Here is a 14,905-nt window from a genome sequence, read left to right as displayed (position 1 = left end):
ATGCTCGCCGATGCGCTGGAGCACCTCGTGCGCGGCGTGGTCGACCACCCCGACGACGTCGTGGTGCGCGACAAGCAGCTGCGCCGCGGGTCGGTGCTCGAGGTCCGGGTGCACCCCGACGACCTCGGCAAGGTGATCGGCCGCGGCGGCCGTACGGCGACCGCGTTCCGGACCGTCATCTCCGCACTGTCGGGCAGCGGCGGGACCCGGATCGACTTCGTCGATGTCGACCGGCCGAGCGCTCGCCGCTGAGTGGAGACCTTCGAGGTCGTCGTCGGCCGGATCGGGAAGCCGCACGGCCTCCGCGGTGAGGTGACGATCGACGTACGGACCGACGAGCCGGACAAGCGCTACGTCCCCGGGGCACGCCTGCTCGCGCAGGCGCCCCGGGGTTCGGCTTTTTCCCGCCGGGAGCTCACGGTCGCCCGCACCCGCTGGCACCAGTCGGTGCTGCTGGTGACCTTCGAGGAGCTCGCGGACCGGACCGCCGCCGAGGGCGCGCGCAACGTCGTCCTGCGGGCGACCGTGCCCGCGGACGAGCGGCCGGAGGACCCGGAGGAGTTCTACGACCACCAGCTGGTCGGCCTCGCGGCCTACGACACCGACGGTGCCGCCCTGGGCGAGGTCGCCGGCCTCGTGCACGGAGCCCAGGACCTGCTGCGGATCAAGACGCCGGACGGCCGTGAGGCGCTGGTCCCGTTCGTGACGGCACTGGTGCCCGAGGTCGACGTGGACGGCGGCCGCGTCGTGATCGCCGACCGTCCCGGGCTGGTGCGGCCGGCGCCCGACGAGGACGCCGAGGCATGAGGCTCGACTACCTGACCATCTTCCCGGACTACCTCGCGCCGCTCGGCCTCTCGCTGCCGGGCAAGGCGGTCGAGTCGGGGCTGATCGACGTGCACGTCCACGACCTGCGGGAGTGGACGCACGACCGGCACCGCACCGTCGACGACACCCCCTACGGCGGCGGCGCCGGCATGGTGCTGAAGCCCGAGCCGTTCGGCGAGGCGTTCGAGGCCCTGGGGGTCGACGAGCACACCACCGTCGTCTTCACCACGCCGTCGGGGGAGCCGTTCACCCAGCGGCTGGCCGAGGAGCTGGCCACCCGGCAGCGGCTGGTCTTCGCGTGCGGGCGCTACGAGGGCATCGACCAGCGCGTCATCGACCACGCGCGCGAGGTCGCCGAGGTGCGCGAGGTCAGCCTGGGCGACTACGTGCTCAACGGCGGCGAGGTCGCGGCGCTGGCGATCACCGAAGCCGTCGTGCGGCTGCTGCCCGGGTTCATGGGCAACGCCGAGTCGCTGGTCGAGGAGTCGCACACCGGCGGCCTGCTGGAGTACCCCGTCTACACCAAGCCGCCGGTCTGGGACGGCCGCGAGGTGCCGATGGTGCTCAGGTCGGGCGACCACGGGCTCGTCGCCGCGTGGCGCCAGGAGCAGGCGCGACGCCGTACTGCCGAACGACGGCCCGACCTGCTCGCCCCCTCCGCCCTCGACGACGGCACGCCGATCGAGCGGGCCGTGCCGGCCGACGCGGCGGAGGTCCTGACCCTGCAGCGCGCCTGCTGGGTGCAGGAGGCGCTCGCCAACGACTCCCTCGACATCCCCGCCCTGCACGAGTCGCTCGACGACGTGCGGGCGTGGCTGGCCGAGTGGGACACCTACGTCGTACGCCGATCCGGCCGGCTGGTCGGCGCGGTGCGCGGCCGCCGCGACGGACCCGAGGGACAGGTCTGGGACATCGGCCGGGTGATGGTGGCGCCGGACCTGCAGGGCGCGGGTCTCGGCCGGGCCCTGCTCGAGCACATCGAGGCCGTCGCTCCCGCCGGCGTGACGTCCTACGCGCTCTTCACCGGTGCCGCCAGCGCCCGCAACCATCGGATGTACAAGAAGGCCGGCTACCGGCTGCGCCGGGACCTGCCCGCACCCCCGGGCGCCGTCGTGCTCACCAAGCGACGTCGCTGACCGACGCGGATTACCGGCGCCCCCGCCGGATGTGGGAGGATCGTCCGTCGGCGCCACGGACGCTTCTGCCACAGGGGAATCGTCGGACGTGCTGCGCCATCGAAGAGATCACGACCCACTATCCGCGGTTGACCTGTGGCACTCGCGAGGAGCCCATCATGAGCAACGTTTCCCCCGCCGTCGTCGCCGAGCTCGGCAACGCGTCGAAGCGCACCGACATCCCCGACTTCCGCGCCGGTGACACCGTCAAGGTGCACGTGAAGGTCGTCGAGGGCAGCCGGTCCCGCGTCCAGATCTTCCAGGGCGTCGTGATCCGCGTCCACGGCAGCGGCGTCGGCCGCACCTTCACCGTCCGCAAGGTCTCCTTCGGCGTCGGTGTCGAGCGGACCTTCCCGCTCCACTCGCCGATCTTCGAGCAGATCGAGATCGTGACCCGCGGTGACGTCCGCCGGGCGAAGCTCTACTACCTGCGCAACCTGCGCGGCAAGGCCGCCAAGATCAAGGAGCGCCGCGAGGCGTGAGGCGTGGGCTGGGCCTTGATCGGCGGAGCGAAGCGACGCCCGATCTGACCCAGGCTGAGGCGTGAGCCTCCTGCGGGTGCCGTTGGGTTCCTGCATACACTCCTGACTCGTGACCAACGACGCCTCCGGACCGGAGCACCCCGAGGAGCCTGGCTCCCAGGATCAGCCGGCCCCGGAGGCGTCGGTCTCTGTCGAGGAGGCCGCGCCGGGGGACTCCGAGGACACCTCGGAGAAGAAGCACCTGCCGGTCTGGCAGGAGAGCATCCTGCTGCTCGGGATCGCGCTGGTGCTGGCGATCGTCATCAAGACGTTCTTCGTCCAGGCGTTCTACATCCCGTCGCAGTCGATGGAGCCCGGCCTCATCGAGAACGACCGGATCCTCGTCCAGAAGGTGTCCTACTGGTTCGGTGGCGACCCGCAGCGCGGTGACGTCATCGTCTTCAAGGACCCCGGCGGCTGGCTCAGCGCGGAGGAGGACAAGAGCCCGACCGGCGTCGCCAACTGGCTGTCCAAGATCGGGCTCTACCCGACCGGCGGGCACCTGGTGAAGCGGGTGATCGGCACCGAGGGCGACGTCATCAAGTGCTGCGACGACCAGGGCCGGATCCTGGTCAACGGACAGCCGATCGACGAGGACGACTTCCTGGCCAAGCGCGAGGGGGAGTGCGACGCGGTGCTTCCCTCGGGTGCGGGCCAGAAGCCGTGCGACTGGACGGTCGGGCCGGTCCCCGAGGGCAAGCTCTTCGTGATGGGCGACAACCGCACGCAGTCCGCCGACTCGCGCTACCACATGTGCGCCCCCGACCAGGATCCCTGCACCCAGAGCCCGTGGGTCGACGCCGACCTCGTGGTCGGGAAGGTCTTCTCGCTCGTGTGGCCCCAGAGCCGGTGGACCTGGATCAGCCGCCCCGACGACTTCGACGACGTGCCGGACACCCCGCCGGCGGGCAGCGACCCCTCCTAGTCAGGAGGTACGCCCTGATGTCCACGCTGCCCAGGGGAGCGACGGTACGGCGGGACGCCGGCCTCTACGGCTACGAGCGCGCGCTGCGGCGCCACGGCATCGAGCCGATCGCCGGCGTCGACGAGGCCGGCCGTGGCGCCTGCGCCGGCCCGTTGGTCGCCGGCGCGGCGATCCTGCCCGCGGGCAAGGCGGGCATCGTCCCCGGCCTCGCCGACTCGAAGCTGCTCACAGCCGCGGCCCGCGAACGCTGCTACGAGCAGATTCTCCGCCGCGCCGTCGCGTGGTCGGTCGTGGTGCTGCCGCACGACGAGTGCGACCGGCTCGGCATGCACGTCGCGAACGTCGAGGCGCTCCGCCGCGCGGTGGCGAAGCTCGACCTGCCGCCGGCCTACGTGCTGACCGACGGGTTCCCCGTCGACGGTCTCGGCGCGCCCGGGCTCGCGGTGTGGAAGGGCGACCGGGTGGCGGCCTGCGTCGCGGCGGCCTCGGTGCTCGCCAAGGTCACGCGGGACCGGATCATGACCGAGCTCGACGAGCAGTGGCCGGCGTACGACTTCAAGACCCACAAGGGCTACGTCACCCCGACCCACACCGAGGCGCTCGAGCGGCACGGTCCCTGCCCGGTCCACCGCCACCGGTTCGTCAACGTACGTCGAGCGGCGGGGTTGGCCGACGCACTAGAGTCGGACCAACCCGTGGGGGCCGTGCGAACAGTCGAAGGGGGACGCCGATGAGCGCCGAGGATCTCGAGAAGTACGAGACCGAGCAGGAGCTCACCCTCTACCGGGAGTACCGCGACGTCGTCGGCATCTTCAAGTACGTCGTCGAGACCGACCGGCGCTTCTACCTCTGCAACTCCGTGGACGTGAAGGCGCGCAGCGAGTCCGGCGAGGTCTTCTTCGAGGTCACCATCGCCGACGCCTGGGTGTGGGACATGTACCGCCCCGCGAGGTTCGCCAAGAACGTGAAGGTGCTGACGTTCAAGGACGTCAACGTCGAGGAGCTCGCGACCTCCGACCTCGACCTGCCGAAGTAGCCACCCGGGACCAAGGTCCTCAAAAGCTCCGATTGTCTGTGCCGGTGCCGATGGCCTTCCTATCGTGGTAGCGCTGTCAGGGAGGGCAGCGCTCGGGAGTTGGGGAGGCTTCAGCGTTGGGTCGATGGCTGCGCCATCGGAGGCCAGGTTCGCAGGGACCGGGGCTTCTGGGCAGACTGCGGCGCCGTACCCGTGACCGGGACGAGCGCGGAGCCGTCACGCTCTTCGTGGGTCTGCTGCTTCCCATCCTGATGGTCTCGGCGGCCTTCGTGGTCGACCTGGGCATGGCCCGGGTCACGCGCAGCGACCTGCAGGCCGCCGCCGACGTCGTCGCGCTCGACCTGGCGCGGGAGATGACGGGCAAGACCCAGGCGCAGCTCGCACCGGCCGGGGACTGGTCCAACCCGAACAGCGCCGTGCGGAAGGCCGCCGCGCGGACGGCGGACAACCTGCTCGGGAACGGTCTCGAGATGTCCGTGGACTGGGGGTCGTACACGAACGGGATCTGGAACACGACCACCGACCCGCCGTCCGCCGTGCGCGTGACCGCCCAGGCGTCCGGCCTGCGCGCGTTCAGCAGCAAGATCACCACGGTGGACCGGGCCGCCGTCGCCGTTGCGTCGTCGACGGCGTGCTACCGGCTCGGGTCCTTCGTCGCATCGGTCGACACGAGCGACTCGACCATCGTCGCTCCGCTGAACGACCTGCTCGGCGTGAACCTCGACCTGGTGAGCTACAAGGCACTGGCGGCCGCGAAGGTGCGGCTCGGCGACCTCGCAGCCGATCCGACCATCGGCAGTCCCCAGGCGCTGCTCACCGGGTCGCTGTCCTACAGCACGTTGATCCAGGCAATGATCACGGTGCTGTCGAAGGACCAGGCGAACAGCGTCGCGGTCTCCGCGCTCCGCACGATCCTCAACGTCGCGCCCACCCTGGGGTCGATCACGCTCGGCAACGTCCTGCACGTCGCGCCCACGGACACCGCCGCCCTGGACATCGCGATGAACGTGCTCGACGTCGTCGGCTCGGCAACGCTCTCCAACGGCCAGCACTTCCTCTCGATCCCGAACCTCCAGGCCGGCGTCCCCGGGGTCGGCTTCCAGTTCACCGGCGCCCTGAACCTGATCTCCGCCGCGCAGCTGGCCTGCGGTGCCCCGAACTCCGCCGCCGCCCGGGCGCACAACAGCCAGCTCGACGGCGACATCGGCATCGTCTTCACCAACCTGCCGAGCCTCAACACCGCGGCGCTGGGGACCCTGCAGACCGCCAAGGGCACCGCCACCATCGCCGTCCACATCGGCAACGCCGACGGGCAGCTCGTCGCGCCACCCGACGTGCACTGCGGAGCGAACACGGGGGCGGACCCGACCACGATGTCGGTCAGCGTGGCCTCGCTGCTGTCGACGTACACGCTCGACATCGACCTGGACGTCAACGGCAGCGTCAAGCTCACCGACCTGCTGGGGCTCGGTCTCACCAGCGTGCTCACGAACCTGCTGGGCGTGATCCTCCCCAACAAGATCGACATCGACGTCGGCGTCCACTTCAGGTTCGGGACCACCGCTCAGCCCACGACCAGCACCGCCAACCTGCAGCTCCCGCCCAACGACGTGACACCGGTGTCCACCGGCACGTCGGTCTACCTCGATCCCAACTCCCTCGTCCCCTCGGTGACCTCGGCGACGATCGGCGGCAAGACGGCGGTGCTGTCGAGCGTGACCGCGCTGACCAGCCCGATCCTCAGCGCGCTCACCACCGGCAACAACAACTTCGTGGACAAGACCCTCCTGCCACTGCTGGACAACCTCAACAACGGCTACATCGGCCCGGTCGCGCGGATGGTCGGCCTGCGTTTCGGCGGTGCCGATGTGTACGCCGTGGGCGCGACCTGCGCGTCGCCGTCACTGCGCGAATGAGCTCGTCCACCGTGTCCGGCGCCGGTAGTCCCTAGTGACTAGACCAGCGGCACGAACGACCGTAATCGGCCGCTTTCCGTTCCGTGGCGCCGATGCTGCGTTCTACAGTGATCGGGCGTCGCTCGGGGGCGACATGGGAGTTCTGAGCCAGGGGAGGGCCGGCCGATGAGGCGCATGCTGCTGCGCGCACGAGCGCGCCGCCGCACCGATCGCGGTGCCGCCGCGGTCGAGTTCGCGCTGGTCCTGCTGCCGCTGATCGTCATCGTCTTCGGGATCATCGACTACGGGTTCATGCTGAGCTTCCGGCAGCAGGTGAGCCAGGCCGCCGACGAGGGCGCGCGCGCCGGCGCCGTCGAGATCGACTCCACCAAGCAGCTCACGGATGCCTCCGCCGCAGTGAACTCCGCGATGTCGGCGCTCAAGGTGAGCGGCTCGACCGTGCAGTGCGGTGACGGCCGGCTCACGTGCACGGTGACCAAGGGGGCCTGCGCCAACGACAGCTCCCACCAGTGCATCACCGTCAAGCTCGACTACGCCTACTCCGCGAACCCGGTGATCCCGACGATGCCGCTCGTGCCCATGCCCGGCCACCTGATCTACACGGCAGTCGCGAGGGTGAACTGATGCACCGGCCTCGACGAGGCCGGCGGCAGCGCGTCGAGGACGAGCGGGGCGCGTCGGTCGTCATCGTCGCCGTCGTGATGTCGGTCCTGCTGGTCGCCGCGGCGTTCGCCGTCGACATCGGCATGCAGCGGGTCGGCCGCTCCGACATGCAGGCACTGGCCGACGTCGTCGCGCTCGACCTCGCCCGCCACCTCGACGGCCGCAGCACCAGCGCGCTGACCACCGAGCTGAACACCGAGCGCGACCGCAGCGTCGCCCGCCACGACGCCGACTACGGCAGCACCACGCCGAACGTCACCTACCAGCTCGGGTCACTGAGCCCGGGTGGGACCTTCGTGCCCGGGACCGACCCGCCGTCCGCGGTGCAGGTGACCGCGAGCACGACGGTCGGATTCGTCTTCGGTGGCCTGACCGGGACCCACGGCGGCGGTGCCCAGCGGCAAGCGACGGCGATCGCGAACGGCGGTGCCTGCTTCGCGATCGGCTCCTACGCCGCGCGCCTCGACACCGGTGCGTCACCGCTCCTCGGTCCGCTGCTCGGCGCGCTCGGCAGCAACGTCACGCTCAGCGCGATCGACTACAACGGCCTCGCCAACACCAACGTCGAGCTGCTCGACCTGCTCGGCGCCAGCATCGGCGCCGGGACGATCGAGAGCGTCCTGAACAGCTCGGTGTCCCTCGGCTCGTTCTACGTCGCGATCGCGCACGCGCTGGACGGACAGAGCACCGCCCAGGCTCAGCTGCTGCAGACGATCGCCGCGTCCGTCGGCGCCGCCCAGGTCAACCTCGGCGACATCCTCGGCGTGACCACGGGCGCCGGTAGCGGGCTCACCTCGGACCTCAATGTGCTCGACCTGGTGACGGCCGCCGCGGCCGCTGCCAACGGCACCAACGCGATCTCGGTGCCGAACCTCGGGCTGTCGCTCCCCCCGCTGGCGAACCTCCAGGCGAGCCTGTCCGCCATCGAGGCGCCGAGGATCGGCTGCGGGCGCAAGAACGACGCCGCCGCCACGGCGAAGTCGACGCAGGTGACGCTGAACGTCAGCACCACCGCGGCCGACGTCTCCGTCCCGAACCTGCTGAAGACCAACGTGTCCCTGAGCGGCACGGTGAACGTGGCCCAGGCGATCGGCCGGCTGACCGACGTGCGGTGCAACCCCGCCGGCATCACCGTCGCCGTCAGCGACGGTCTGCTCGGGATCGACCTCACCCTCAACGTGACGGTCTCGGCGAAGGTCCTCGGCATCACCATCCCCGTCGTGACCGGGCCGATCCACATCAGCGGCACCTCGCACTCGGCGGGCGACGCGGTCGTCAACATCACCCAGGACTCCGACTACGACCACCCGGTCACCGTCGGCTACGACAACCCGGGGCTGCCCAACCTCACCGTCGACACGAGCGGACTGCACCTGATCGGCCTGCCCGTCGGCATCGTGCTCGGGCCGATCGTCAACGCGCTGACCACCGGGCTCGTGAACCCACTGATCGACAACCTGTCGTCCTCGCTGGTGGAGCCGTTGCTGCACACGCTGGGCGCGGACCTCAGCGGCGCGGACGTCTACGCGCGGCGTACGCCGCAGTGCGCGGTGCCCCGGCTCGTGCAGTAGCGGCCCACCTTCCGTCCACAGCCACCTGTTGCACGCACCTTCTCCACAGGCCCCGGGCCGGAGCCTCCGCCGTGTCGCCCCTCGCCGCCACGCTGCTGGCGAGGAGGTCGGACATGACGGAGACGACGGAGACGACGGCGACGGCGCACCAGCCCGCGACGGCTGAGGCGCGGATCGCGCTGGGCCGCTACGGCGAGGACGTGGCGGCCCGCTACCTGACGGGACAGGGGCTGGTGCTCCTCGAGCGCAACTGGCGCTGTGCCGAGGGCGAGCTCGACCTGGTGCTGCGCGAGGGCGAGGTGCTGGTCGCGTGCGAGGTGAAGACCCGGACCAGCCTGGTGGCCGGGACGCCGCACGAGGCGATCACCGACGCCAAGCTCGACCGCCTCAAGCGGCTGGCCGAGCGCTGGGCCCAGGAGAGGGGGCTGCGGCCGCCGGAGACCCGGATCGACCTGGTCGCCGTGCTCCGGCCGAGGCGTGGCGCGGCGGTCGTCGACCACGTGCGGGGGCTGGCCTGATGCCGTTCGCGACGGCGCACACGGTGGCGCTCAACGGGGCGCTCGGCCACCTGATCGACGTCCAAGCCGACGTGTCACCCGGGCAGGCGGGCGTGACGATGGTCGGTCGTGCCGACACGGCGCTGCGGGAGGGACAGGAGCGGATCCGGATGGCGGTCCACAACAGCGGCCTGCACTGGCCGGTGACCAAGCGCAGCACGATCCTGCTCGCGCCCGCCGACCTGCGGAAGTCGGGCACCCACTTCGACGTGGCCATGGCGGTCGCGGTCCTCGGCGCCGACGCCCAGCTGCCCGCGAGCGCGCTCCACGGCGCCGCCTTCATCGGCGAGCTCACGCTCTCCGGAGGGCTCCGGCCCGCGGTCGGCGTGCTGCCGATGGTCCTGGCCGTCGCCGAGCGCGGCGTCCGACGGGTGTTCGTGCCCGAGCCCCAGTCGGAGGAGGCGGCGATGGTCCCCGGCGTCGAGGTGCTCGGTGTCCGCTCGCTCGCGCAGGTCGTGGCACTGCTCAGGGGCGAGGAGGTGCCCACGGCGCCGCCGGTCGCGGCATCGTCCGGCACCCAGCTGCTCACCTGGCGTGGCGAGGAGCGGCTCGACGAGCTCGACATGGCCGACCTGCACGGGCTGCTCGACGTGAAGTACGCCGTCGAGGTCGCCGCCGCCGGTGGCCACGCGGTCCTGCTGAGCGGCCCCAAGGGAGCCGGGAAGACCAGCATCGCGGAGCGGATCCCGACGATCCTCCCCGACCTGATTCCGGAGGAGTCGCTCGAGCTGACCGCCGTCCATTCGCTCGCCGGGATCCTCGACCCCGCCGACGGGATGCTCGTGCGGCCGCCCTTCTCGGCGCCGCACCACGACGCCAGCAAGGCCAGCGTGATCGGAGGCGGTCATGGGCAGGTGCGACCCGGCGAGCTCAGCAGAGCCCACTGCGGCGTGCTGTTCCTGGACGAGTTCCCCCTGTTCCGCTCCGACGTCATCGACGCGCTCCGGCAACCGCTCGAGAACGGCGACATCACCATCGCCCGGCAGGAGGAGTCGGTGCGGCTGCCGGCGCGCGGCCTCCTGGTGCTCGCAGCCAACCCGTGCCCCTGCGGCAACTACAGCAACGACCCGCAGCTCGACCGGTGCAAGTGCCTCGAGGCCGTGCGCCGGGCCTACCGGGCGCGGGTATCGGGACCGGTCATCGACCGGATCGACATCACCCGGCACCTCCGGCCGGCCAAGGGGTCGAGCCGCGACATGTTCCGCCCGCCGGAGTCGTCGGCCGAGATCCGGGCGCGGGTCACCGCGGCCCGTGAGCGCCAGCACGAGCGCTTCGCGGGCTGCAGCTGGCGGTTGAACAGCCAGATCCCCAGCCCGCGGCTCAAGGACGCCTGGCCGCTGCGGCAGGACGCCCAGGCCCTGGTCGACCTGGAGACCTACCGGGGGCGGCTCAGCGCGCGGGGCGCCGTGCGCGTGATGCGGATGGCGTGGACCGTCGCCGATCTCGCGTCGGTACGGCTCGGTGTCGACGTCCACCCCGGCGTCGACGAGGTCGGCGTCGCGCTGCGACTGCGGGCGGGGCAGCCGCTGGACCTGCGGGTCGCGTTCGAGGAGGCCGCGGGATGACGGCCGTCACCGAGATCGAGGACGAGCGGCTGGCGCTGAAGGTGCTCAGCCTGGTCGTCGAGCCGGGGGACTGGCGCTACCTGGCGCTGGCCCGCCAGCTCGGGGGCGTCGGGCTGCTGCGCGCCCTGCACGAGGACCCGAGCCGGCACGAGCTGCTCGAGGCGGTCGCCGTACGGCTCGACGCGCTCGACGTGGACGCGGAGCTCCGCCGGGCCGAGCACACGGGACAGCGGTTCGTCACCCCGCTCGACGAGGAGTGGCCCACCCAGCTCGACGCCCTCGAGGGTCAGCGCGACCCGCTCATCGACCGTGGGGGTGTGCCGCTGGGGCTGTGGGTCCGCGGTCCCGGCCGTCTCGACCGGCTCGCCGACTCGGTCGCCGTCGTCGGGTCCCGCTCGTCGACGACCTACGGCGAGGAGCTCGCGGGGGACATCGCCGCCGAGCTCGGGCACGCCGCGGTGCCGGTGGTGTCCGGCGCCGCCGTGGGCATCGACTACGCCGCGCACCGCGGCGCGGTCAGTGCGCCCGGCGGGGTCACGGTGGCGGTGCTGGCCGGTGGCGCCGACCGGCCCTACCCGCCGGCGCACCGCCGGATGATCGAGCACCTCGCCGCCGAGCACCTCGTGGTGTCCGAGGCGCCGCCGGGCGCGGCGCACACCAGGATCCGGTTCCTCGTGCGCAACCGGTTGATCGCCGCGCTCGCCCGGGGGACGGTGATCGTGGAGGCCGCGGCGCGCAGCGGTGCGCTCTGCACCGTGAGCTGGGCGACCCGCCTCAACCGGGTGGTGATGGCGGTTCCCGGCCCGGTCACCATGGCCACCTCGATCGGCACCCATCAGGCGATCCGTAACGGGGTCGCGACACTGGTGACCTGCGGTCGTGACGTGCTCGAGCTGGTCGGCCCGGCTGGCGAGCATCTCACCGTCGAGCCGCGCGGACCGGAGAACCCCCGCGACGCGCTCACCCCGAACCAGCGCCGGGTGCTCGACGGCGTACCCGTCGCGGAGGGGGCCGGTGCCGACTCGATCGCCTACGCCACCGGTCTCGCGATCGGTTCCGTGCAGCGCGCCCTCACGCACCTGGAGAGCGTCGGGCTCGCGGTCCGGGAGGGGAGGGGCTGGCACCTCACGGACGCGGCGCGGGCCTGAGTCCGCGCCGCCGGCAGACGTGGCGCGCGGCGTCCGCCGGACGGCGTCGGATCCTCCCTACGATCGGGTCGTGACCGACGCCGAGCCCACGGACCGGACAGCCGAGCTGCCCGAGCCGATGGCGCGCGTCCTGGGCGACTACGAGCGGCACCTGCGGTCCGAGCGGGACGTGGCCCCGCTGACCGTCAAGGCCTACCTCGGCGACGTGACGGGGTTGCTCGACCACGCCCACCGGCTCGGGTTGACCGAGGTGGCCGGGCTCGACCTGCGCACGCTCCGCAGCTGGCTCGCCCGTCAGCAGAGCATGGGACGGTCGCGCACCACCCTGTCCCGCAGGGCGACGTCCGCACGGGTGTTCACCGCATGGCTCGCCCGCACGGGGCGGGTCGCCGCCGATCCCGGCTCCGCCCTGGGATCCCCGAAGCCGCACCAGACGCTGCCCGACGTGCTCCGCGCCGACGAGGCCCGCGCCCTGATCGAGGCCGCGATCGAGCAGGCGGCGGACGGGGGCCCGATCGGACTCCGCGACGTCGCGATGCTGGAGCTGCTCTATGCGACCGGCATGCGGGTCGGGGAGCTGGTCGGGATCGACGTCGACGACGTCGACCGCGACCGCAACGTGGTCCGGGTCTTCGGCAAGGGCCGGAAGGAGCGCACGGTCCCGTTCGGGCACCCTGCCGCTGCCGCGCTCGACCGGTGGCGGTCGACCGGCCGGCCGCTGCTGGCGGTGGAAGGATCCGGCGCGGCGCTGTTCCTGGGCGCGCGCGGCAAGCGGGTCGACCAGCGCACCGTGCGCACCGTCGTGCACCGGTTGCTCGCGGCGGTGCCGGGCGCGCCCGACCTCGGTCCGCACGGGCTGCGGCACACGGCGGCGACGCACCTGCTCGAGGGTGGCGCCGACCTGCGCTCGGTGCAGGAGCTCCTCGGTCACGCCTCCCTGGCGACGACCCAGCGCTACACCCACGTCACCACCGACCGGCTGCGCCGGGCCTACCAGCAGGCCCACCCGCGGGCCTGAGCGCGGAGCCGGGCTGCGTCACCAGTCGGCGAGCAGCGGTTGCCAGCCGGCGTACGGCGACCGGGACCGGTCGGTCGACAGCCCGAACGGGTCGTCCCGCCACAGCGGCAGCAGGCGCACCGGTCCGGCGCCCACCAGCAGCAGCGGGTCGAGGTAGACGTCGTCGCTGTTCCGGATCCAGCCCCAGTGCAGGCACGCGCGCGGGAAGCAGTGCGAGCCCACGAGCTCCAGCGACCCGATCGGTGCGCCCATCGGCACCCGCTCGCCGACGTGCACCGACGGCGCCACCGGCTCGTAGGTCGTCCGGGTCGCGCCGTGGTCGACGACCACGACGCCGCGGCCCGCCAGCATCCCGGCCCAGGTCACGGTGCCGGCCATCGACGCGAACACCCGCTGGCCGACGGATCCCAGCAGGTCGACCCCCCGGTGCCCGGCGCCGTAGGTCGAGTCCGGGGGGTCGAAGCCCGCCACCACCTCCGGCTGCGGCCGGAGCGGCCAGACGCCGGCGGGGTCGTCCTCGGCGTACGCGCTCGGCACCGCCGCGCAGAGCAGGACCGGAGCCAGCAGCAGGACCAGGGTGACGGGCGCTCGGAGGTTCATGCCTCCAGGCTGCGTCCGGGCGGCGACCCCGCCGACCCGGTGCGACGGGGCCTGTGGAGGAACCGCGCCCGGCGCCACCCCTGTGCACGGTTCCTGGCCCGCCCGGTGAATTAACGGGGGAGGACGGTCAGGCACTACTCTGGAGGACAACCGGTCGTGGGCGTGCCCGCGACCGGAAATTCGCTCGCTTGCAGACCGCGACGGATCCCGTGGGAACTCCTGGGGATCCGGCCACCCGTGGGCGACGGCTCTCAGTCCGGAACGAGGCGCAGACCTCGGCCCGGTCGGGCCGCGCGCAGGCGACAGGACCAACTGAGAACACAACAACAGGAGACCCATCATGGCTGTCGTGACCATGCGCCAGCTCCTCGAGAGCGGCGTCCACTTCGGACACCAGACCCGACGCTGGAACCCGAAGATGAAGCGCTTCATCATGACCGAGCGCAACGGCATCTACATCATCGACCTGCAGCAGTCGCTGGCCTACATCGACCGCAGCTACGCCTTCATCAAGGAGACCGTGGCCAAGGGCGGGACGATCATGTTCGTCGGCACCAAGAAGCAGGCCCAGGAGGCGATCGCCGAGCAGGCGACCCGCGTCGGCATGCCCTACGTCAACCAGCGCTGGCTGGGCGGCATGCTCACCAACTTCTCGACCGTGCACCAGCGGATCAACCGCCTCAAGGAGCTCGACGACGTCGACTTCGAGGACGTGGCCGCCAGCGGCCGCACCAAGAAGGAGCTGCTCCAGATGCGCCGCGAGCGCGACAAGCTGGACAAGTCGCTCGGCGGTATCCGCGAGATGGGCCGTACGCCGTCCGCGGTCTGGATCGTCGACACCAACAAGGAGCACCTGGCGGTCGAGGAGGCTCGCAAGCTGCGGATCCCGATCATCGCGATCCTCGACTCCAACTGCGACCCGGACCTGGTCGACTTCCCGATCCCGGGCAACGACGACGCGATCCGCGCCGTCGGCCTGCTGACCCGCGTCGTCGCCGACGCGGTCGCCGAGGGCCTGATCGCCCGCTCGGGCGGCAAGGGCGCCGGCGAGGCGCCGACGGCCGAGGAGCCGCTGGCCGAGTGGGAGCGCGAGCTGCTGAGCGGCGACGCCGAGGCCGCAGCCACCGAGGCCACCGGCGGCGACCCCGCCGTCGACGAGCCGGCGTCCGAGGCCACCGGTGCCTCGAGCGAGGGTGAGGAGGCCGCTGCGGTGGCCGCCGAGGTCGCCGAGACCGAGCAGCCCGCCGAGACCGAGGCTCCGGCCGAGGCCCCCGCCGAGGCCCCCGCCGACGACGCCGAGGCGCCCGCCGCCGACGCCGACGCCACCGCCGACGCCGAGGCCCCCGCCGAGGCCTGAGCCGCGGCGACGTACTCACGACCCA

The 14,905-nt window shown here is 72.1% G+C and carries 16 protein-coding genes; 15 read left to right on the top strand and 1 reads right to left on the bottom strand.

Going from position 1 to position 14,905, the window contains the following annotated elements; translation table 11 throughout:
- The 14 genes from ABD709_RS03265 (at position 1) to ABD709_RS03200 (ending at position 12,923) form a co-directional block, all read left to right on the top strand.
- Positions 1–252, top strand: a complete 252-nt coding sequence (locus tag ABD709_RS03265; RefSeq protein WP_344772369.1) for an RNA-binding protein — start codon at positions 1–3, stop codon at positions 250–252.
- Positions 253–807 (top strand): ribosome maturation factor RimM, encoded by a 555-nt coding sequence (gene rimM / locus ABD709_RS03260; RefSeq protein WP_344772368.1) that lies wholly within the window; start codon positions 253–255, stop codon positions 805–807.
- The gene (gene trmD / locus ABD709_RS03255; RefSeq protein WP_344772367.1) at positions 804–1,964 is read left to right on the top strand and encodes a tRNA (guanosine(37)-N1)-methyltransferase TrmD; all 1,161 of its coding nucleotides are present in this window, start codon (positions 804–806) and stop codon (positions 1,962–1,964) included. Before rimM ends, trmD begins: the two co-directional genes overlap by 4 nt.
- A gap of 158 nt (positions 1,965–2,122) precedes the next feature.
- Positions 2,123–2,485 (top strand): 50S ribosomal protein L19, encoded by a 363-nt coding sequence (rplS, locus tag ABD709_RS03250; RefSeq protein WP_344772366.1) that lies wholly within the window; start codon positions 2,123–2,125, stop codon positions 2,483–2,485.
- Between the two features lie 109 nt (positions 2,486–2,594).
- The gene (gene lepB / locus ABD709_RS03245; RefSeq protein WP_344772365.1) at positions 2,595–3,449 is read left to right on the top strand and encodes a signal peptidase I; all 855 of its coding nucleotides are present in this window, start codon (positions 2,595–2,597) and stop codon (positions 3,447–3,449) included.
- Positions 3,450–3,466: 17 nt separating this feature from the next.
- Entirely contained in the window at positions 3,467–4,183 is a 717-nt protein-coding gene (locus tag ABD709_RS03240) for a ribonuclease HII (protein WP_344772364.1), read from the top strand.
- Positions 4,180–4,485, top strand: a complete 306-nt coding sequence (locus ABD709_RS03235) for a DUF2469 domain-containing protein (protein WP_344772363.1) — start codon at positions 4,180–4,182, stop codon at positions 4,483–4,485. The genes ABD709_RS03240 and ABD709_RS03235 overlap by 4 nt, the downstream gene beginning before the upstream one ends.
- Before the next feature lie 116 nt (positions 4,486–4,601).
- Positions 4,602–6,401 carry a pilus assembly protein TadG-related protein gene (locus ABD709_RS03230; protein ID WP_344772362.1) on the top strand — a complete coding sequence of 600 codons (1,800 nt, stop codon included), beginning with the start codon at positions 4,602–4,604 and terminating at the stop codon, positions 6,399–6,401.
- 165 nt (positions 6,402–6,566) lie between these two features.
- On the top strand, positions 6,567–7,025 hold the full coding sequence (locus ABD709_RS03225) for a TadE/TadG family type IV pilus assembly protein (protein WP_344772361.1): 459 nt from the start codon (positions 6,567–6,569) through the stop codon (positions 7,023–7,025).
- Positions 7,025–8,635: a TadG family pilus assembly protein gene (locus ABD709_RS03220; RefSeq protein ID WP_344772360.1), complete on the top strand. Its 1,611-nt coding sequence runs from the start codon at positions 7,025–7,027 to the stop codon at positions 8,633–8,635. The genes ABD709_RS03225 and ABD709_RS03220 overlap by 1 nt, the downstream gene beginning before the upstream one ends.
- 113 nt (positions 8,636–8,748) lie before the next feature.
- On the top strand, positions 8,749–9,153 hold the full coding sequence (locus ABD709_RS03215; RefSeq protein ID WP_344772359.1) for a YraN family protein: 405 nt from the start codon (positions 8,749–8,751) through the stop codon (positions 9,151–9,153).
- The gene (locus tag ABD709_RS03210) at positions 9,153–10,757 is read left to right on the top strand and encodes a YifB family Mg chelatase-like AAA ATPase (RefSeq protein WP_344772358.1); all 1,605 of its coding nucleotides are present in this window, start codon (positions 9,153–9,155) and stop codon (positions 10,755–10,757) included. Before ABD709_RS03215 ends, ABD709_RS03210 begins: the two co-directional genes overlap by 1 nt.
- On the top strand, positions 10,754–11,905 hold the full coding sequence (locus ABD709_RS03205) for a DNA-processing protein DprA (protein WP_344772357.1): 1,152 nt from the start codon (positions 10,754–10,756) through the stop codon (positions 11,903–11,905). Before ABD709_RS03210 ends, ABD709_RS03205 begins: the two co-directional genes overlap by 4 nt.
- A gap of 118 nt (positions 11,906–12,023) precedes the next feature.
- Positions 12,024–12,923, top strand: coding sequence for a tyrosine recombinase XerC (locus ABD709_RS03200; RefSeq protein ID WP_344773019.1), 900 nt, complete (start codon positions 12,024–12,026; stop codon positions 12,921–12,923).
- 18 nt (positions 12,924–12,941) lie between these two features.
- On the opposite strand, the gene ABD709_RS03195 is transcribed toward ABD709_RS03200, so the two are convergent.
- A complete protein-coding gene (locus tag ABD709_RS03195) occupies positions 12,942–13,523 on the bottom strand; it encodes a M23 family metallopeptidase (protein ID WP_344772356.1) in 582 nt (193 codons plus the stop codon).
- A gap of 340 nt (positions 13,524–13,863) precedes the next feature.
- Here ABD709_RS03195 and rpsB point away from each other — a divergent pair, with 340 nt between their 5' ends.
- On the top strand, positions 13,864–14,880 hold the full coding sequence (gene rpsB, locus ABD709_RS03190) for a 30S ribosomal protein S2 (protein ID WP_344772355.1): 1,017 nt from the start codon (positions 13,864–13,866) through the stop codon (positions 14,878–14,880).
- Positions 14,881–14,905 lie beyond the last annotated feature (25 nt).

It is taken from the genome of Nocardioides panacisoli, assembly GCF_039537325.1.
GTDB classification, from domain to species: Bacteria; Actinomycetota; Actinomycetes; order Propionibacteriales; family Nocardioidaceae; genus Nocardioides; species Nocardioides panacisoli.
This window is presented reverse-complemented; position numbering and strand designations above follow the sequence as displayed.